15 protein-coding genes and 2 pseudogenes are annotated in these 18,118 nt (G+C 70.9%); 11 read left to right on the forward strand and 6 right to left on the reverse strand.

Annotated elements, in window-relative coordinates:
* Positions 1-196: 196 nt before the first annotated feature.
* A complete protein-coding gene (gene tuf, locus LNW71_RS29530) occupies positions 197-1,366 on the forward strand; it encodes an elongation factor Tu (RefSeq protein ID WP_250970987.1) in 1,170 nt (389 codons plus the stop codon).
* A 224-nt stretch (positions 1,367-1,590) separates the two neighbouring features.
* The gene (locus tag LNW71_RS29535) at positions 1,591-2,436 is read left to right on the forward strand and encodes a fused MFS/spermidine synthase (protein ID WP_250970988.1); all 846 of its coding nucleotides are present in this window, start codon (positions 1,591-1,593) and stop codon (positions 2,434-2,436) included.
* A 190-nt stretch (positions 2,437-2,626) separates the two neighbouring features.
* Here LNW71_RS29535 and LNW71_RS29540 read toward each other — a convergent pair whose 3' ends face one another.
* The gene (locus LNW71_RS29540; protein ID WP_250970989.1) at positions 2,627-3,718 is read right to left on the reverse strand and encodes a hypothetical protein; all 1,092 of its coding nucleotides are present in this window, start codon (positions 3,716-3,718) and stop codon (positions 2,627-2,629) included.
* Between the two features lie 153 nt (positions 3,719-3,871).
* Between LNW71_RS29540 and LNW71_RS29545 the strand changes: the two genes are divergently transcribed.
* Both LNW71_RS29545 and LNW71_RS29550 read left to right on the forward strand, forming a co-directional pair.
* A complete protein-coding gene (locus LNW71_RS29545; protein WP_250972185.1) occupies positions 3,872-4,309 on the forward strand; it encodes a DUF4442 domain-containing protein in 438 nt (145 codons plus the stop codon).
* A gap of 151 nt (positions 4,310-4,460) precedes the next feature.
* Positions 4,461-5,120: a DedA family protein gene (locus LNW71_RS29550; RefSeq protein ID WP_250970990.1), complete on the forward strand. Its 660-nt coding sequence runs from the start codon at positions 4,461-4,463 to the stop codon at positions 5,118-5,120.
* A gap of 91 nt (positions 5,121-5,211) precedes the next feature.
* Here the strand turns inward: LNW71_RS29550 and LNW71_RS29555 are convergent, their stop codons facing one another.
* Entirely contained in the window at positions 5,212-5,742 is a 531-nt protein-coding gene (locus LNW71_RS29555; protein ID WP_250970991.1) for a gamma carbonic anhydrase family protein, read from the reverse strand.
* Positions 5,743-5,908: 166 nt separating this feature from the next.
* Here LNW71_RS29555 and LNW71_RS29560 point away from each other — a divergent pair, with 166 nt between their 5' ends.
* Complete coding sequence (locus tag LNW71_RS29560; RefSeq protein WP_250970992.1) at positions 5,909-6,646, forward strand: acyltransferase; 738 nt, start codon at positions 5,909-5,911, stop codon at positions 6,644-6,646.
* Between the two features lie 23 nt (positions 6,647-6,669).
* Here the strand turns inward: LNW71_RS29560 and LNW71_RS29565 are convergent, their stop codons facing one another.
* Positions 6,670-7,536: a DMT family transporter gene (locus LNW71_RS29565; RefSeq protein ID WP_250970993.1), complete on the reverse strand. Its 867-nt coding sequence runs from the start codon at positions 7,534-7,536 to the stop codon at positions 6,670-6,672.
* Positions 7,537-7,629: 93 nt separating this feature from the next.
* Here LNW71_RS29565 and LNW71_RS29570 point away from each other — a divergent pair, with 93 nt between their 5' ends.
* Positions 7,630-8,202, forward strand: a complete 573-nt coding sequence (locus LNW71_RS29570; protein WP_250970994.1) for an XRE family transcriptional regulator — start codon at positions 7,630-7,632, stop codon at positions 8,200-8,202.
* Between the two features lie 44 nt (positions 8,203-8,246).
* Positions 8,247-8,807 (forward strand): YbaK/EbsC family protein, encoded by a 561-nt coding sequence (locus tag LNW71_RS29575; RefSeq protein ID WP_250970995.1) that lies wholly within the window; start codon positions 8,247-8,249, stop codon positions 8,805-8,807.
* On the opposite strand, the pseudogene LNW71_RS29580 reads toward LNW71_RS29575, so the two are convergent.
* Positions 8,797-9,647 (reverse strand): annotated as a pseudogene (locus tag LNW71_RS29580) (aminoglycoside N(3)-acetyltransferase). The gene LNW71_RS29575 and the pseudogene LNW71_RS29580 sit on opposite strands and share 11 nt — an antisense overlap.
* Positions 9,648-11,272: 1,625 nt before the next feature.
* Here LNW71_RS29580 and LNW71_RS29585 point away from each other — a divergent pair.
* Positions 11,273-11,814, forward strand: a pseudogene (locus LNW71_RS29585) (transposase); the annotation flags it as partial.
* Positions 11,815-12,042: 228 nt separating this feature from the next.
* Here the strand turns inward: LNW71_RS29585 and LNW71_RS29590 are convergent.
* A complete protein-coding gene (locus LNW71_RS29590) occupies positions 12,043-12,450 on the reverse strand; it encodes a CoA-binding protein (RefSeq protein ID WP_250970996.1) in 408 nt (135 codons plus the stop codon).
* A gap of 59 nt (positions 12,451-12,509) precedes the next feature.
* On the opposite strand from LNW71_RS29590, the gene LNW71_RS29595 reads away from it, so the two are divergent.
* The 3 genes from LNW71_RS29595 (at position 12,510) to LNW71_RS29605 (ending at position 17,624) form a co-directional block, all read left to right on the forward strand.
* Entirely contained in the window at positions 12,510-13,136 is a 627-nt protein-coding gene (locus LNW71_RS29595) for a YigZ family protein (protein ID WP_250970997.1), read from the forward strand.
* A gap of 238 nt (positions 13,137-13,374) precedes the next feature.
* The gene (locus tag LNW71_RS29600) at positions 13,375-14,541 is read left to right on the forward strand and encodes an exonuclease SbcCD subunit D (RefSeq protein ID WP_250970998.1); all 1,167 of its coding nucleotides are present in this window, start codon (positions 13,375-13,377) and stop codon (positions 14,539-14,541) included.
* Positions 14,538-17,624 (forward strand): AAA family ATPase, encoded by a 3,087-nt coding sequence (locus tag LNW71_RS29605; protein ID WP_250970999.1) that lies wholly within the window; start codon positions 14,538-14,540, stop codon positions 17,622-17,624. The genes LNW71_RS29600 and LNW71_RS29605 overlap by 4 nt, the downstream gene beginning before the upstream one ends.
* On the opposite strand, the gene LNW71_RS29610 is transcribed toward LNW71_RS29605, so the two are convergent.
* On the reverse strand, positions 17,614-18,060 hold the full coding sequence (locus LNW71_RS29610) for an Lrp/AsnC family transcriptional regulator (protein ID WP_250971000.1): 447 nt from the start codon (positions 18,058-18,060) through the stop codon (positions 17,614-17,616). The two genes, LNW71_RS29605 and LNW71_RS29610, sit on opposite strands and share 11 nt — an antisense overlap.
* Positions 18,061-18,118 lie beyond the last annotated feature (58 nt).

Genomic DNA, 18,118 nt, shown 5'->3' on the forward strand with positions numbered 1-18,118 from the left:
GGACGCGCCGAAGGCTGCCGTGAACCTCACGTACAGCACTGCGGCAACTGCAGTCGCGGCAGCGTTCACCGCTGCCGCAGCGCCCTTCGGCGGCGCCCGAAGCTGACCCTCCCCCGACAGCCCGGCGGACCCCGCAAGGGGAGGGTCGGCAGGGACCTGGGGTCTCCTCTCAGCTTCGAACTCCAAGGAATGAGCCATGCCCAAGACGGCATACGTGCGCACCAAGCCGCACCTCAACATCGGCACCATGGGCCACGTCGACCACGGCAAGACGACTCTGACGGCCGCCATCACCAAGGTCCTCAGCGACCGCGGCACCGGCACGTTCGTCCCGTTCGACCGCATCGACCGGGCGCCCGAGGAGGCCCAGCGCGGCATCACCATCAACATCGCGCACGTCGAGTACGAGACCGGCACCCGGCACTACGCGCACGTCGACATGCCAGGACACGCCGACTACATCAAGAACATGGTGACGGGCGCCGCCCAGCTCGACGGGGCGATCCTCGTCGTCTCCGCGCTCGACGGGATCATGCCGCAGACCGCCGAACACGTGCTGCTCGCGCGCCAGGTCGGCGTCGACCACATCGTCGTCGCCCTCAACAAGGCGGACGCGGGGGACCCCGAGCTGACCGACCTGGTCGAGCTGGAGGTGCGGGAGCTGCTGTCCGCGCACGGCTACGGGGGCGACAACGTGCCCGTGGTGCGGGTGTCGGGCCTGCGGGCGCTGGAGGGCGACCCACGCTGGACCGGCGCCGTGGAGGCGTTGCTCGACGCCGTCGACACCTACGTACCGATCCCGGTGCGCTACACCGACGCGCCGTTCCTGCTGCCGGTGGAGAACGTCCTGACCATCACCGGCCGGGGCACGGTCGTCACCGGCGCGGTGGAGCGCGGCACCGTCCGCGTCGGCGACCGGGTGTCCGTGCTCGGCGCGGACACCGAGACGGTCGTCACCGGCCTGGAGACCTTCGGCAAGCCGATGGAGTCCGCCGAGGCCGGCGACAACGTGGCGCTCCTGCTGCGTGGGGTCGAGCGCGACCGGGTCCGCCGCGGCCACGTCGTCGCGGCGCCGGGCAGCGTGACACCGAGCCGGCGCTTCACCGCGCAGGTGTACGTCCTGTCGGGGCGGGAGGGCGGCCGGACCACTCCGGTCACCACCGGCTACCGGCCGCAGTTCTACATCCGCACCGCGGACGTAGTCGGCGACGTCGACCTCGGCGCGGTGTCGGTGGCGCGCCCCGGTGAGACGGTCACCATGACCGTCGAGCTGGGCCGGGACGTACCGCTGGAGGCCGGCCTCGGCTTCGCCATCCGTGAGGGTGGCCGCACGGTCGGGGCCGGCACGGTCACCGCGCTGCTCTGACGTGCGCGCAGAGCCGGGCCCGCCTCCGCACCCGTGGAGGCGGACCCGGCGTCGTACGCCCCGACGGACAGTGCGCTGTCCCGGAGTATCGCGCTGGGACAGGCGGTGCGCTGACCGGGCGTCGCACGCCGGGACGGGCGGTGCGGCGGTCCCGGCGACGGCCGTCGCGCGCTGGTGCCGTCGCCGCGGTCGGGCGAGGCGGCCGGTCACCGCACAATGGGGGAGTGAACGAGTCGATACCCGTCATCCGTGACGTGGACCAGGGCACCGCCAGACTGCTCCCCGATGTGGACCGGGAGCGGGCCTGGCTGCTCACGGTCGACGGCGCACCCCAGTCCTACGTCGACCTCGACGCGCCGGAACACCTCGAATTCGAGTACGCGAGACGACTCGCCCATGTCCTGGACTGCGCGGCCGATCCGGGCGCACCACTCGACGTGCTGCACCTCGGCGGCGGCGCCCTCACCCTGCCCCGTTACGTCGCCGCGACCCGTCCCGGCTCCCGGCAGGAAGTCGCCGAGGCCGACCGGGGGCTGCTCGCCCTCGTCGCCGAACACCTGCCGCTGCCGGACGGCAGCGGGATCAGCGTGCACGGCACGGACGCCCGGGAGCGGCTGGAGGCGACCGAGCCAGGCTCCGTGGACGTCGTGGTCGCCGATGTCTTCGGCGGCTCGCGAGTGCCTGCCCACCTGACCTCCGTGCCTTACGCGCAGGCTGCGGCGCGGGCGTTGCGTGCCGACGGGATCTACACCGCCAATCTCGCGGACGGGGCGCCCTTCGCCTTCCTGCGTCCGCAACTCGCCACCTTCGCAGCCGTCTTCGCCGAGCTGGTCCTGATCGCCGAGCCGGCGGTTCTGCGCGGCCGTCGCTTCGGCAACGTCGTCCTCGTCGCTTCCCAGGTCCCCTTCGACACGGCCGCTCTGGTCCGCCGTTGCGCCTCGGACGCGTTTCCGGCCCGTGTCGAGCACGGCGCCGCGGTGGCCGAACTCACCAAGGGGGCCCGGCCGGTCGGCGACGACGAGGCGGTCGACTCACCCGAGCCGCCCGACGGTGCCTTCGGCATCGGCTGACGCGGACACGCCCTCAGCATCCCGCACGTCGCTGTCAGGGGACCGCGTGCTGCCGCCCGGCCCGGAAACCGCGAACGCCGCCGCGATCGTCACGCCGTCGTTGCTCAGGCGCGTATTGATCGCGGCGGCGGTCAGCAGCCGGTGGGTGCGGCCGCCCGGGAGAGGCGGTCCGACGGAAGTGCGGGAGCGGTCAGGAATCGGTGATCTTCACCAGGCGCACGGTGCTCAGGATCTTCTGGATCGTCGCGTCGGGCAGCTCGTCCTTGACCGAGTCGGCACCGTAGAGGATCCAGGAGGAGAAGGCACCCTTGCTGTTCTTGAAGGTGAAGGCGATGGTCTTGCCGTCGGTGTCGCACTTCTTCTTCTTGGTGACATTGGGTGCCGTCGCGGTGACCACGCTGCCGGTCAGGCCCGACTTGGTGGTGTACTGCTTCGGCTTACTGATCTTGATGGTGCTCTTGGGCATGTGCTGGGCATAGGCGGCCCATGCCCAGGTGCCGGCCTCGTTCCTGGCATTGACGTCGGCGTCCGTGGCGCCTTCCGCGCCACGGGTGCCGGTGCCGGCCAGGCTGGTGTTCTCCTTGACCCCGTCCTTGTCGGAGTCGTCGACACACCACTTGCTCTTGAGGTCCGCGGGCGCCGAGAACCCGATGAGCGGCAAGCCGTCATTCTTCTTCGCGTCCTCGAAGCCCGACGTGACGCCAGGAGGCGAGACCTCCCAGTCGCCGGGCACGTCGAACTGCGTGCCCCACTTGGGGTTGGTCACCACCTTCCACCCCGCGATGAGCGGCTTGGCGTCCCCGTCGGTACCGCGCGGGTTCGCCTCGGGTGAGGACGCGGACCCGGAGGGCTTGACGGGCGCTGACGACTTCTTGTCGTCGGCGACGTTCTTGCCGTCCTTGTCGTCGTCCTTGTTCATCACGACTACGCCCGTGACCACCGCGGCGGCGACCACCGCGGTCGCCGCGACGATGGCGATGACGGTCGTCTTCTTCTTGTCGTTGCCGGGCTGAGGACCCCCGGGCTGCCCCGGAACCGCGTACTGCGGCACCGTCGGCTGCTGGTACGGGTTGGGCTGCGGGTAGCCCGGCTGACCCTGCGGTTGCCCCGGCTGACCCTGCTGCGGGTAGCCGTAACCGGGCTGCTGCTCGGGCGTACCCGGCTGTTGGTATCCCGGCTGCTGGTAGGGATTCGGCTGCTGGTAACCCGGCTGCTGGTACGGGTTCTGGTTCTGGTCCTGCGGGTTTTGCTCGCCCCCGGGCGGCTGCTGTCCTGGCCACATGGCGAGTAACGATAGAGGGGCGTCGTCCGGGCGGCTACGGCCGCCCCCGTGAGCGGACGGTGAAGGATGCGATCGAGGGCGCTCGCGGGACCTTCAGGGCATGGCCAAAGCGGCCTACTCATGAGTAACATCAGGCTCATGAGCGCTGAACAGATGACTGCGGGCGAGATGGTCGCCGCGACGGTTCCGATGGTCCGGACCCTCAACCTCGAATTCCTGGAGTCCACCGCCGAACGCGCGGTGGTCCGCCTGCCGGACCAGGCGGACTTCCACAACCATGTCGGCGGACCGCACGCCGGAGCGATGTTCACGCTGGCGGAATCGGCGAGCGGGGCCATCGTCATCGCCGCGTTCGGGGACCAGCTCACGCGTGCCGTCCCGCTCGCGGTGAAGGCGGAGATCGGCTACAAGAAGCTGGCCATGGGCGACGTGACCGCGACCGCCACTCTCGGCCGGCCGGTGGCGGACGTCGTCGCCGAACTCGACGCGGGCAAGCGCCCCGAGTTTCCGGTGGCCATCCAGATCCAGCGGGCGGACGGTGCCGTGACCGGCGAGATGACGGTCGTCTGGACGCTGCGCCCGAACGCCTGACCCCGCACGGCCGCACCGGGCCGCACCGCACCCGACGGGGGCGGTGCGGCCCTTCGCGCTGTCCGGGCCGATGGCGCGACCGGTAGGCTTTTGGCGGTGCGCCGAGGAGTTGTCCGGCGGGCGACAGGACATCACTACGGAGGAACCGGCGTTGCACATCCAGGAGTGGCTGGAGACCGTCCCCGCGATCAGCGTGTACGTCCTGGTGGGCGTCGTCATCGGACTGGAGAGCCTCGGCATTCCGCTGCCCGGTGAGATCGTCCTGATCAGCGCGGCGCTGCTGGCGGCGGGACACGACGGCATCAACCCGTGGATCCTGGGCGCCTGCGCCTCGGCCGGGGCGGTGATCGGCGACTCGGTCGGTTACGCCATCGGCCGCAAGGGCGGACGTCCACTGCTCGCCTGGCTCGGAGGGAAGTTCCCCCGGCACTTCGGCGAGGGCCAGATCGCCATGGCGGAACGCTCGTTTCACAAGTGGGGCATGTGGGCGGTGTTCTTCGGCCGCTTCGTCGCACTGCTGCGCATCTTCGCCGGACCGCTCGCCGGCGTCCTGCACATGCCGTACTGGAAGTTCCTGATCGCCAACCTGTTCGGCGGTATCGCCTGGGCCGGCGGCACCACGGCCGTCATCTACTCGGTGGGCGTCGTCGCCGAGGCCTGGCTCAAGCGGTTCTCGTACCTGGGACTGGCGATCGCGGTGCTGATCGGACTTGCCTCGATGCTCGTTCTCAAGAACCGCGCCAAGAAGGCGGCCGCCCGCGCCACGGCCGACTCCGAGCCCGAACCGGGGACCGTCCCGGTGGCCGACTGACGCGGCGGGTAAGGCTGAACGCGAGGGACCCCGGCCGCCCGGCCGGGGTCCCTCGCGTTCAGCCTTGGGGGGTGGCCCGGGTTCCTCGTGCTCAGTCCTCGTACGCCTGGCGGTGCGCCTTGGCCAGCTCCACGTAACCGACCGCGTTGAACCGGACGCCCTCGAGCTCCTCCTCGGTCAGCTGCCGCTTGACCTTGGCCGGAACGCCCGCGACCAGCGAGCCCGGCGGCACCCGCATCCCCTGCGGGACCAGGGCCTGGGCGGCGATCAGCGAGCCGGAGCCGATGTGCGCACCGTTGAGGACGGTGGCTCCCATGCCGACCAGGACGTCGTCCTCGATGGTGCAGCCATGGAGCACGGCGTTGTGCCCGACCGAGACGCGCTCGCCCACCGTGACGGGGAAGCCGGGATCGACGTGGACGCTGCAGTTGTCCTGGATGTTGGAGTCGGCGCCGATGACGATGGGGCCGCAGTCCGCACGCAGCACCGCGTTGTACCAGACGCTGGAGCCGGCGGCCAGGGTGATCTCACCGATCACGACCGACGTCGGCGCGGTGAAGGCGGCGGCATCGATGTCCGGCTCCTTGCCGCCCATTGCCCTGATCAACGCCTGCTCTGCCATCGCGCGTTCCTCCGTGCCGGTGCCGTGGGTAGCGGTTGTCCGATCGCAGCTGTCCGATCCCGCGGGGAAACGGTATGCGACGTGTGCGTGGGTGCGGGGGCGGGTGGGGTGAAGATCACAGGCCGGTGCGGCGGACTGCTCCGGGCGCGCCGACTACCGTGTGCGAGTGCCGAAGAACAGAGACACGGTCTCCTCCCTGACCGCCTGGCGGCGGCGCGCCCTGTCGGGGGCGGTCCACCGCTGCTGGCGCTGGGTGCGGGAGACGGGTGCGGTCACGGCGGCGAATCCGGGCGGGCTGCGGTTCGGCCGGATCGGTGAGGGCACCCGGCTCGCCTTCCCGCAGGGCACGGTGTTCGGGGAGCGCTGGATCGAGCTCGGTGTGCACTGCATCATCGGTGAGCAGGTCACCCTGACGGCAGGGCTCATGCCCGATCTGGACCTTGGATCCGACCCCATTCTGACGCTGGGCGACGGAGTGGTGCTCGGCCGCGGCAGCCATGTCGTCGCCGACACCACGGTGACGATCGGCTCGGACACCTACTGCGGGCCGTACGTCTACATCACCTCGACCAACCACAGTTACGACGATCCGCAGGAGCCGGTGGGGCGGCAGTGGCCGCGGATGGAGCCGGTGGCCATCGGCCCGGGCTGCTGGATCGGTACCGGGGCGGTGATCCTGCCGGGAGCCCGGCTCGGGCGCAACGTGGTGGTGGCGGCGGGCGCGGTGGTGCGCGGCGAGGTGCCCGACCATGCGGTGGTGGCCGGCGCCCCCGCCCGTGTCGTACGCAGCTGGGACCCCGAGAAGGGCTGGCAGCCGCCCCTGCGCACGCCGGCCCCCGTGCCGATCCCGGCGGGTGTGACCCCCGAACAGCTCCTGGCCGTGGCGGAGCTCGAAGAGGGCTGACGGCCGTGGCGGGCGGTGTTCCGTCAGCCGGTCGCGAGCAGCACCGTGCCCACCAGGGCGAGCCCGGCGCCGGCCGCCTGCACGCCGCGCAGCCGTTCGCCGAGGACACCGCGGGCGGCCAGGGCCGTGACCACCGGGTAGAGCGAGGCCAGTACGGCGGCGACGGTGACCGGTCCGTGCTGTGCGGCGATCGAGTACGTCCCGTTGGCGGCGACGTCCGCGAGACCCACGAACGCCAGCGCCGGCAGCGCGGCCCGTACGACGGCGGCCCCGCCCTCTTCGGGAAGCGCGCGGGCCCCGCGCCGCACGGAGACGTACAGTGCCGTGCCGCCCACGGCGATGTTGGTGATCCGCTGCACGAAGAGGGCCAGGAACAGCCCGGTGACCGTGGTGGAGGCCTCGGCGATCAGGGACATCACGGCCCCGAAGCCGAACGCGGCCACCAGCGTCAGCAGTACCGCCCGGCGCTGCACGGGTTCGCCGCGCAGCTGCGGGCCGCCCGCCAGTACGATGCCCACCACCGCGACGGCCACTCCGGCGAACTGCAGCAGCCCCGGCCGCTCGCCGACGATCAGCCCCACGCTCACCGGTACGGCGACCCCCAGTGAACCGAGCGGGGACACCACACCCATCGGGCCGAGCGCGAGGGCCTTGTAGAAGCTCAGCATCGCGACCGGCCCGACCGCGCCCGCCGCGACGGCGAACCAGAGCTGCCCGCTCACCTCGCTCCAGGCGCCCGTGACGATCACGATCACGCCCAGCACGGCCGCGGCGGCGGTCTGCGAGACGACCACGACGGTGAGAGCGGGCGTACGCCGTGTCAGCAACCCGCCGCCGAAGTCGGCCAGCCCCCACAGCAGGCTGGTGGCCAGGGCGAACAGTGCTGTCATTGCGTGCCTCGCAGTACAGTGCGGTGAACGGGTGGGTACACCACACCGTAGTGCAGTATTTTCGACTCTGTCATCCAATATATTGGACGGAACGTGACTGATCTCGACCAGCTGACCCAGTCGCTCGCGCGCAACCTCAAGCGCTGGCGCGGTGAGCGGGGCTTCACCCTGGACGCCCTCGCCACCCGTGCCGGGGTCAGTCGCGGCATGATCATCCAGATCGAACAGGCGCGCACCAATCCGAGTGTCGGCACCACGGTCAAGCTGGCCGACGCGCTGGGAGTCAGCATCACCACGCTGCTCGACTACGAGCAGGGCTCCCCGGTCCGTCTCGTGCCCGCCAGTCAGGCCGTGCGCATGTGGGCCACCGAGGCGGGCAGTTCCACCACGCTGCTGGTCGGTACGGAGGCCAGGGGTCCGCTCGAACTCTGGAGCTGGCGCCTGATGCCGGGTGACAGCAGCGCCTCCGACCCGCACCCCGAGGGCACCGTCGAGCTGCTCCACGTCACCACGGGCGACCTCACCCTGGTCGTCGACGGCACCTCGTACGCCGTGCCCGCCGGTACCTCAGCCACCTTCGAGGCGCACCACCCGCACGACTACCGCAACGAGGGCGCAGAGCCGGTCGAACTCACCATGGCCGTGTCCATCCCGCCCGTCAGATGAGACGCCCAACGGTTCTGCGAAGCGGGGCTGTTAGCGTGGCGCGCATGCGCGCACCCATCGGCTCCTTCGAGGATGCCCGTCCCGCAGCCGACCGTCTCGAACTGCTCACCGCTCCGGTGGCCGAAGCGGTCCGCGAAGGCTGGGGCGGCTTTCCCGCCGAGCAGATCATCCACGTCGACACGGACCCGGAGATCGCCGACACGGCCGTGTTCGTCGAGCATCACGGCGCTGACCTGCTGGAGCGGTCGGCCAACTGTGTGGTCGTGGCGGGCAAGCGCGGCGGTGACGTCACCCTGGCCGCCTGCCTCGTCCTGTCCCACTCCCGCGTCGACGTGAACGGCGCCGTCCGCAAGCACCTCGGTGCGCGCAAGGCGTCGTTCGCCCCGATGGACACCGCGGTCGGCGAGACGGGCATGGAGTACGGCGGCATCACGCCCGTCGGACTCCCGGGCACCTGGCCACTGTTGATCGACCCCGCGGTCGTCGACCAGGAATGGGTCCTGATCGGCAGCGGCAGCCGGCGGGGCAAGCTGATCATGCCGGGCAAGGCTCTGGCGGCGCTGCCGGGCGCGGTCGTGGTGGAGGGGCTCGGTATCAGGGCCTGAGGAGGCTGTCCGCGGTGCGCCGCCGGTGCACCGGCAGCCACCGCGTGGCGAAGCCGACCGCTTCGGGGAAGCGGAACAGGCGGCTCTCGGCCGAGCCGACCATGTCGCTGGAGACGGCCGGGGGCGGGCCGACCGCTCGAAGCCCTTTCCTAGGGCCCCGAAGTCGCTGTCGTCCAGGACTACGTCCTCGTACTCCCACCACCGCCGTCCGCCGCCGTCCCGCACCACACAGCGGTAGGTGCGCCGGGGCGGGGACGGCACGCGGTACTCGGCCAGATGGAACGCGCTGCAGGAGTCGAAACCGGTCCCCAGTAGCAGGATCTGGGCCCGCAGTTCGTGCATTCGGGCCAGCGGGGAGTCCTCGCCGAGATGACAGTCGGGGTGGTGGTCCGCAACCACATGGCCAGCCAGTGGGCCCACCGCCGCGAACGAGGTCTGCGGATGGGCGCTGCGCAGGGAACCGGGGGACTGTCGCACTGTCTCGGATAGTCGGCCCATCGATGGGGCAGCCGTGGTGGCCGGATCGAACGCGGGCATGCCCGCCCGTACGGCCTCCCGTTCACGGTCGCCGAGGCGGCGTACCCGCGAGCGGTAGTGCGGGGAGGTGTCGGAGTTCTCCGGAGTGAAGGCGGGGACGACCAGCGTGCCCTGCGGTCCCAGCGCATCGCGCAGGGCGCCTGCCACGGCCTGCGGACCGCCGTCCACCGCTCCGACCGCGCGCAGCGAGGCATGCACCATGAGGACGCCTCCCCGTTCCACGCCAAGTCGGGCCAGATGTCTGGCCAGCCGGGCACGGCTGTGAGAGGCGTTCTGTTCACGGAGAGCGGGGGCAGTACGCACAGCGGGTTAGTCTGGCAGCCCCAAGTGGAGCGTGGCACCACGCACATTCGGCCGAACGGTGACAGCCTTCGGGGCCTGCTCGACTCAGACCCCATCGGTCCGCTCCGGAATTCCTTCGGGGATAACTCTGAGGTCGATCGTCGCACGTCCAGAGCGGCCGCATTCCGCCGGCGTAGAGTCCACGACCAGCCTATCGGCGCTCCACGCGATGGTGGCGATGGCCAGCAGCCGGGTGACTTGTCGAAGCGGCCTCGCGGCCCTTGCGTAACCGCTTGTTGTCGTCGGGCTGCGTGGGTAGCCACGGGAAGAGGAGCTGCAGGTGGGAATGGGTTTGGCGGAGCGTCTGGCCTGGAAGGCGAAGCCGAGTGTGGCCTGCATCATCGTCGGCGTGACGAGTTCGGCGTCGGTGAGCAGACGCCTTCAGCAGATCGTTGGTTCTCGTGCAGAGCAGGGACGCGAGGGTGCCCAACTTTGTCTTCACGCGCTGGCGTTGGACACCCTCGCCCTACGCACGCAGCCGATCCCCTGGAATCGAATATTTAGCGGCCGGCCCCAAGCCTGTGGACCTTAAGAGAAGTATCCGCTGTAGATAAACCGGCCATTGCTGGTACCACCTTCGTCGAGCTTTCCGGTGATTTCGTACCAGATGTTTCCCGCGTCACTGATGCACTCGTAGTACCAATGTACTGTCCTCCCAGCAGGGAGGTACTGGGTGACGGTGGCTCCTGCGCTGGGGCCCGTGTGGACGGGGGTGCGGGCGTTAGTTACCCCGGCCCTGCCATCGCCTTTGCAACTGTGTATCGACGAGGACATCTCGCCGACCGAGGTGAAGGTGTGGGCTGGAGCTGCGCTGGCTGAGGGCGCAGTGATGAGGACTGCTGAGGCAACCATGACTGGCAGGGCGATCGCAGTCCATGCCTTATTTCTCTTCACGAGAGGTTCCTTACATCTTCCTTGGGAGCGGCACTGGGTGTCAGCGACGCGGTGCGTTGATCATACAAGCGCGTGTGGCGAGTTGATGGTGCATTACAGATCTTCTAGTTCCACGCCTCCATGGGGTTGGGGGCGGTCACGGTGCCGACTTGGTCGTGTCGTTTCCACTCAGGTCTGCAAAGTGGTCTCTCATGCCGCGAGGTGCGTGGCCGGGCTGATCGGCGCATTCTCGAGCCGGTGAGCGAGACAATCGCGCGACACGAGAGCCGAGTTGAGCGGCAGAGATGCGAGCTATTGAACTGCGGTGACAGGAGAGTTCGCTCGGGCTCATTACCTCCGAACTGCACATGAGGCCCTGCCCTCATGCGGCAATCATCCCGAGATCACTCGATCCATTGCCTCGTTCGACCCCAAGTCCAGATATCGGTAGGAACCTGTCAGCGACAGTTGAGGACTGGGACGTGACGGGCGGCATTGAGGCTAGGAGGCCGCCATAGTCGCACCGGGTGCTGCGGATGAGGCCCTGCTGACCGACCATCTCGGACATGAGCCCGGTGAGCGGCCCGAGGGCGGCTGGGAGAGTTACCGCAGCAGGCACCCGTCCAAAGCGGTCGCCATTGCGGTGCATTTGGGCTTTTCGCCATTGATCGGTGCAAACCTGGTTAATTCACTTGGATGTCGTGCGGTGGATCCCTCAGGCTCCGCGCATGGCCGCCCGACTGATCGACGACGCCTTTGCCGCTCTGCACGAGCCGAGCGTCGTCGTCCCAGGACCGACACCCTGGACACCGTCATTCCCTCGCTGGGAGCCTTCGATGAACCAACGCAGGGCCCAGGAACCCGGATAAACACCCCGCTGGATGACCACGCTCTTTCCCAGATCCTGACCTCGATGCCCCGCCGTCGGCGTCAGGACCGCCGCAGTCCTGCCGTCGGCGACGGCACCAACTTCCCCGGCGCCGCCCACCTCGCCTCCTACGCCGGCGTGGGGACAACGAAGTCGTCGGGAACCTCCATCCACGGCGAACACGCGCCCCGAGGCGGAAACCGGCAGCTGAAGCGGGCCATGTTCCTGTCCGCCTTCGCCTGCATGAACGCCGATCCCGCCTCCCGGACCTACTACGACAAGCAGCGCGCCCGCGGAAAGACCCACACTCAAGCCCTCCTCCGCCTCGCCCGCCAACGCATCAGTGTCCTGTTCGCCATGCTCCGCGACGGAACCCTCTACGAGCCCCCGAACGCCCGCCGTCAGCTTCGCCGCATGAACGAGACCAACACCCACGAAACCGGCAGCGCGGGATTGACGAACGACATAGAGGCCCCCGCGCGTGGGGGCATCACCTCTAGCGCGCGGAGAGCCGCAGTGGAGGGTTGGAATGCCGCCTCTGCCACTCGCTGAGCACTCGTTCTTCCATAGAATGGACCGGGTGGGTGCCGGGGCTCTTGCGTGTGTGGCGGTGCGCTAATCTAGGGAACCGATCTCTATCGCGGGGCAGCGGTCCATGACCATGTCGAGCCCGGCGGCCCGGGTGCGCTCGTACGCCTTCTCGTCGCTCACCCCGAGCTGGAACCAGACCGCCGAGGCGCCGATCGCGACCGCCTCGTCGGCCACCGCCCCGGCCAGTTCGCTGTTGACGAAGACGTCCACCACGTCGACCGGGAACGGGATGTCGGCCAGTGAGGCGTACCCGTCCTCGCCGTGCACCCGCTCGGCCTTGGGGTGCACCGGGACCACCCGCTTGCCGAAGCGCTGAAGCACCTCCGCCACCCCATAGGCCGCGCGTGAGCGGTTGTTGGAGAGCCCCACCACCGCCCAGGTGTCGCCGGTGTCTGCCAGAATCCTGCGGATCGTCTCCGTGTCTGCGTACATGATCCGCACAACGGGCGGCCGCCCCGGACCATTCCCGCACCTGCGCATAGGCTTGCCGGATGCAGGAGCAGTACCGGACAGTCGCCCGAGCGGGCGTGCACGAGACCGAGATCAACCGGTCACGCTTCATCTGCGCGCTCGCGCCCGCCGCCACCGAGCAGGAGGCGCAGGAGTTCGTCGCAGGCATCCGCAGGGAACACCCGGCCGCCAGCCACAACTGCTTCGCGTACGTGATCGGCGCCGACGCCTCCGTACAGAAGGCCAGTGACGACGGCGAGCCGGGAGGCACCGCCGGAGTCCCCATGCTGCAGATGCTGACACGACGCGAGATGCGCTACGTGGTCGCCGTCGTCACCCGCTACTACGGCGGGGTGAAGCTCGGTGCGGGCGGGCTGATCCGGGCCTACGGAGGAGCGGTGGGCGAGGCCCTCGACACACTCGGCACCCTCACCCGGCAGCGGTTCCGGCTCGCCGTCGTCACCGTCGGGCATCAGCGGGCGGGCAGGCTGGAGAACGAGCTGCGGGCCACCGGACGGACGGTGCGCGAGGTCCGGTACGCGGAGGCGGTCACCATCGAGATCGGCCTGCCGGAGGCGGAGATCGAGGAATTCCGGCGCTGGCTAGCCGACGCGACAGCGGGCGAGGCGGAACTGGAGCTGGGTGGCGAGGCGTACGGGGACGTCTGAGACCGGGGCGGTGGGGCAAACAGGAACGTGCCTCCGAGCGCCTCGGGACCCGGGTCGATCTTCTGGGATGAGGCTCCGGGGGCGCCGTCGGGGGTGGGACACTGTGCCGCGTGAGGGAACAGGGGCAGGGCGTCGCAACTGTGGGGGAAGGCGTCAGCGGGGACCCGGGCCCCGCCGGTGCACAGCCCGTGCGGGCCCAGCGGCGGAGGAAGCGAAACATGCAGGTCGGAGCCGGGTCTTGAGGATTTTGCACACGTCGGACTGGCACCTCGGGCGGTCGTTCCACCGGGTATCCCTGCTGGAGGCGCAGGCCGCCTACCTCGACCATCTGGTGGCGACGGTCCGCGAGCACGAGGTCGATGTCGTGCTCGTGGCGGGTGATGTGTACGACAGGGCGGTGCCGCCGCTCTCCGCCGTGCAGCTCTTCGACGACGCGCTGCACCGGCTCGCCGCGGCGGGCGTACCCACAGTGATGATCTCCGGGAACCACGACTCGGCCCGCCGGCTGGGTGTCGGCGCGGGACTCATCGGGCGTGCGGGCATCCACCTGCGCACCGATCCCGCACACTGCGCCACTCCGGTCGTGCTCAGCGACGCGCACGGTGACGTGGCGTTCTACGGACTCCCGTATCTGGAACCCGCCCTCGTCAAGGACGTGTTCAAGGCGGAACGGGCCGGGCACGAGGCCGTGCTGACCGCCGCCATGGACCGGGTCCGCGCCGACCTCGCACAGCGGGCGGACGCCACCCGGTCCGTCGTCCTCGCCCACGCCTTCGTCGCGGGGGGCGAGCCGAGCGAGAGCGAACGCGACATCACCGTCGGCGGGGTGGCCGCGGTCCCCGCCGGGGTCTTCGACGGTGTCGACTACGTGGCCCTGGGACACCTGCACGGCTGCCAGACCGTCGCCGAGCGCGTCCGGTACTCCGGATCCCCGCTCGCGTACTCCTTCTCCGAGGCCGACCACCGCAAGACGATGTGGCTGATCGACCTGGACGCCTCGGGTGCGATCGCCGCGGGGCGGATCGACTGTCCGGTGCCCCGCCCGCTCGCCAGACTCCGCGGCCGTCTCGACGCGCTGCTCGACGACCCGGCCCTGGACCGGCACGAGAACTCCTGGGTGGAGGCCACCCTCACCGACCCGGTACGCCCCGCGGACCCGATGGCGCGCCTAGCCGAGCGCTTCCCCCACACCCTCAGCCTCGCCTTCGAACCGGACCGGGCACCCGAGGACCCGCACACCTCCTACGCCCAGCGGCTGCGGGGGCGCGACGACCAGAGCATCGCGGAGGACTTCGTGGCACACGTCCGCGGCGGGTACGGAACCGACGAATCCGAGCGGACGGTGCTGCGCAGCGCCTTCGACCACGTACGGGTCAACGACAGCGTGCACGAGGTGAACCGGTGAGGCTCCACAAGCTCGGCATCACCGCCTTCGGGCCGTTCGGCGCCACCCAGGAGATCGACTTCGACGCGCTCTCCGCAGCCGGGATCTTCCTGCTGCACGGACCGACCGGCGCCGGTAAGACCTCGGTCCTGGACGCCGTCTGCTACGGCCTGTACGGCGCAGTGCCCGGTGCCCGGCAGAGCCCGGGAACCTCGCTGCGCAGCGACCATGCCGCGGCCGGCCTCCCGACCGAGGTACGGCTCGAAGTCACCGCGGGCGGACGCCGGCTGGAGATCACCCGGCGGCCCGCCCAGCCCCGCCCCAAGAAGAAGGGCGACGGCTACACCACGGAGAAGGCGCAGAGCTGGCTGCGGGAGCACCACCCGGATCAGGGGTGGCGGGCGCTGAGCCGCTCGCACCAGGAGATCGGCGAGGAGATCACCCAGCTCATCGGAATGAGCCGGGACCAGTTCTGCCAGGTGGTGCTCCTGCCCCAGGGCGATTTCGCGCGCTTCCTGCGCGCCGACGCCGAGGCACGCGGCAAACTGCTCGGCAGGCTCTTCGACACCCGCCGCTTCGCTGCCGTCGAGGAACGCCTCGCCGAGCTGCGGAGGGCCGCCGAGGCGCAGGTCAGGGCCGGGGACGAACAGATCCTCGCCGTCGCCCAGCGGATCGCCCAGGCGGCCGGCCCCGCCGCGCGCGAGTGCCCGCTGCCGACGGCCCAGCCGGGTGAACCCGGTCTCGCGGACGCCGTACTGGTCTGGGCCGCGACGGCGCGCAGCAGCGCCCGGGAGCGGCTCGACATCGCAGACTCGGTACGCTCCGCGGCCGAGGGCCGGCAGGCGGCGGCTCGCGTGGCGCTGGACGCCGAACGCGAACTGGCCGGGCTCCAGCAGCGGTACGAGGAGACACAGCGGCGTGCCACCGCCGTGGAAGCCGGCCGTCATGAGCACGAAGAGGCGCAGCAGCAGCTGAAGCGGGCCCGAAAGGCGGATCTCGTCGCCCCCGCGCTGGAGCTTCGCGACGAGGCCGGGCGGGCGTATCAGCGGGCGAGCACGGCCCGGGACCGCTCCCGGGCGGGGCTGCCCAGCGGCCTCGCCGACGCGGGCGCCGAACAGCTGACGGCGCTGGAACGCAGACTCCGCGAGGAGCTCGGCGGGCTGGACGCCGCGCGCCGGGCCGAGCGCCGCAGCTCCGAGATCGACAGCGAACGGGCCGCGCTGCAGCGGCAGGCCCGGGCGGACGACGAACTGGTCCGGGACGCGGAGAGCTGGCTGGCCGGCTGGGACGCCACCCGGCACCGGCTGCAGACCCGCATCGAGGAGGCCCAGGAGGCGGCGACCCGCGCCGAACTGCTGGCCGGCCGGCTGGAGCCGGCCCGACGACGGCTGGACGCGGCCCGGCGCCGGGACGCGCTGGCGGCGCAGGCCTCGGACGCCGAGGGCCGCCTCGGTGCGGCCCGCGAGCAGGCGCTTGGCACCCGCGAGACCTGGCTCGACCTGCGTGAACGACGGCTCCGCGATATCGCGGCCGAGCTCGCACGGGAACTGGTCGAGGGCGAGGCCTGCACGGTCTGCGGTTCGGCCGACCACCCGGAGCCGGCCCGCGCCGGCGACGGACATGTCGACCAGGCGACGGAGGAGGCCGCCGAGGCCGCCCACCGGCGTGCGGAGCAGGCGCGCACCGAGGCGGAACACGCTCTCGGAGCCGTACGCGAGCGGTACGCCGCGGCTCGTGCCGAAGCCGTCGAGACCGCAGGCGGCGCAGCCGGTCCGGCCGGGGACGGAGAAGCCGGGGAGGCGGCGGGTGAGCAGGACCGGGCGGCCGATCCGGCCGTTGCCGCGCTGGCCGCGCTCGTGGACGCGCTGACCAGGGAGCACACCGAGGCGTACCGGACCGCCACCGGAACGCATGCGGCGCGCGAGGCCCTCGCGGCCGCCGAACGCGAGCAGGAGCAGCGCGCCGAGGGCCGCAGGCAGGCCGAACAGCGCGCCGCCGCCCGTACGTCCAGGCGCGAAGGCCTCGACGGGGAACAGGCGGCACTGGAAGAGGTGCTGGCGCAGGCCCGTGGGGAGTCGGCCGGCGTCAGTGAGCAGGCAGCCCTCCTGCAGCGCAGGGTCGAGCTGCTCGTCGAGGCGGCCGGCACCGTGCGCGACGAGGAGAGCGCGGCGGCGCGGCTCAAGGAGGCCGACGACCGGCTGGCGGACGCGGCGTTCCGGGCAGGTTTCGAAACCCCGCAGGCCGCCGCCGGGACCCTGCTCCCCGACTCCCGGCAGCGTGCGCTCCAGCACCGGATCGACGCTTGGCAGGCCGAGGCCGCGGCGGTGGCCGACCGGCTCGCCGAGACGGCTGCCCGCGCCGCCGGCGGGCGCCCCCCGGCCGACCCGGACACCGCGCAGCGGGTGTACGACACCGCGGAGCGGCTGCTGCGGGATGCCGCGAGCTCGGTGGCGGCGGCCCGGGAACGCTGCACCGAACTCGGCCGGTTGTCCCGGCGCGCGACGGACGAGGTGCGTGGCCTTGGACCGGTGCGCGAGGAGTACGAGCGGATCGCACGGCTCGCCGGCCTCACCGCCGGCACCTCGGCCGACAACGAACGCAAGATGCGGCTGGAGTCCTACGTCCTGGCGGCCCGGCTGGAACAGGTGGCGGCGGCCGCCACCGCCCGGCTGCAGCGCATGTCATCCGGCCGCTACACGCTGGTCCACTCCGATGCCCGTACCGGAGGCCGCAGGGCGGGGCTCGGCCTGCACGTCATCGACGCCTGGACCGGCCGGGAACGCGACACGGCCACGCTCTCCGGCGGCGAGACGTTCTTCGCCTCGCTCGCCCTGGCACTCGGCCTCGCCGACGTGGTCACCGACGAGGCCGGCGGCGTACGCCTGGACACCCTCTTCATCGACGAGGGCTTCGGAAGCCTGGACGACCAGACTCTCGACGAGGTCCTCGACGTGCTCGACTCGCTGCGGGAGCGGGACCGCAGCGTGGGCATCGTCAGCCACGTCGCCGATCTGCGCCGCCGTATCCCGGCCCAGCTCGAAGTGGTGAAGGAACGGCACGGCTCCGCCGTGCGGCACCGGGCCACTGACGGGATCAGCGGCTGACCGCCCGCCGCGGCAGCGGCGAGGAGTAGACGACGCTCGTGGTGACGGAGCCGAGGGCGCCGATCTTCCCGGAGACTGCCTCCAGATGGCTCATGGAGCGGGCCGTCACCTTCAGCACGAAGCAGTCGTCGCCGGTGACGTGGTGGGCCTCCAGGATCTCCGGCGTGGTGTCGAGGAGGTCGTGGAACGGCTTGTAGTTGCCGTTCGGATAGCGCAGCCGGACGAAGGCGAGAATCGGCAGACCGAGCCGCTCCGGGTCGACCACCGCCGCGTACCCGCTGATGATCCCGGCCTCTTCCAGCCTGCGCACCCGCTCCGTCACCGCGCTCGACGACATGGCCACCGCCCGCGCGAGTTCGGCGAAGGTGGCGCGGCCCTCGCGCTGCAGGACATCGAGGATGCGCCAGTCGGTGGCATCCGGGGAATAGTCGGTCATGTGCAGAGAGAACAGGGAAATGCCCGGCGGATCAACCCACCTCCCGGGGATCTCTCCT

The sequence above is a fragment of the Streptomyces sp. RKAG290 genome (assembly GCF_023701695.1).
Taxonomy (GTDB): domain Bacteria; phylum Actinomycetota; class Actinomycetes; order Streptomycetales; family Streptomycetaceae; genus Streptomyces.

Coding starts and splice junctions, on each gene's coding strand:
- tuf (WP_250970987.1), top strand. CDS start 197: ATGCCCAAGACGGCATACGTGCGCACCAAGCCGCACCTCAACATCGGC.
- LNW71_RS29540 (WP_250970989.1), bottom strand. CDS start 3,718: ATGTGGCCAGGACAGCAGCCGCCCGGGGGCGAGCAAAACCCGCAGGAC.
- LNW71_RS29545 (WP_250972185.1), top strand. CDS start 3,872: ATGACTGCGGGCGAGATGGTCGCCGCGACGGTTCCGATGGTCCGGACC.
- LNW71_RS29555 (WP_250970991.1), bottom strand. CDS start 5,742: ATGGCAGAGCAGGCGTTGATCAGGGCAATGGGCGGCAAGGAGCCGGAC.
- LNW71_RS29565 (WP_250970993.1), bottom strand. CDS start 7,536: ATGACAGCACTGTTCGCCCTGGCCACCAGCCTGCTGTGGGGGCTGGCC.
- LNW71_RS29575 (WP_250970995.1), top strand. CDS start 8,247: ATGCGCGCACCCATCGGCTCCTTCGAGGATGCCCGTCCCGCAGCCGAC.
- LNW71_RS29590 (WP_250970996.1), bottom strand. CDS start 12,450: ATGTACGCAGACACGGAGACGATCCGCAGGATTCTGGCAGACACCGGC.
- LNW71_RS29595 (WP_250970997.1), top strand. CDS start 12,510: ATGCAGGAGCAGTACCGGACAGTCGCCCGAGCGGGCGTGCACGAGACC.
- LNW71_RS29610 (WP_250971000.1), bottom strand. CDS start 18,060: ATGACCGACTATTCCCCGGATGCCACCGACTGGCGCATCCTCGATGTC.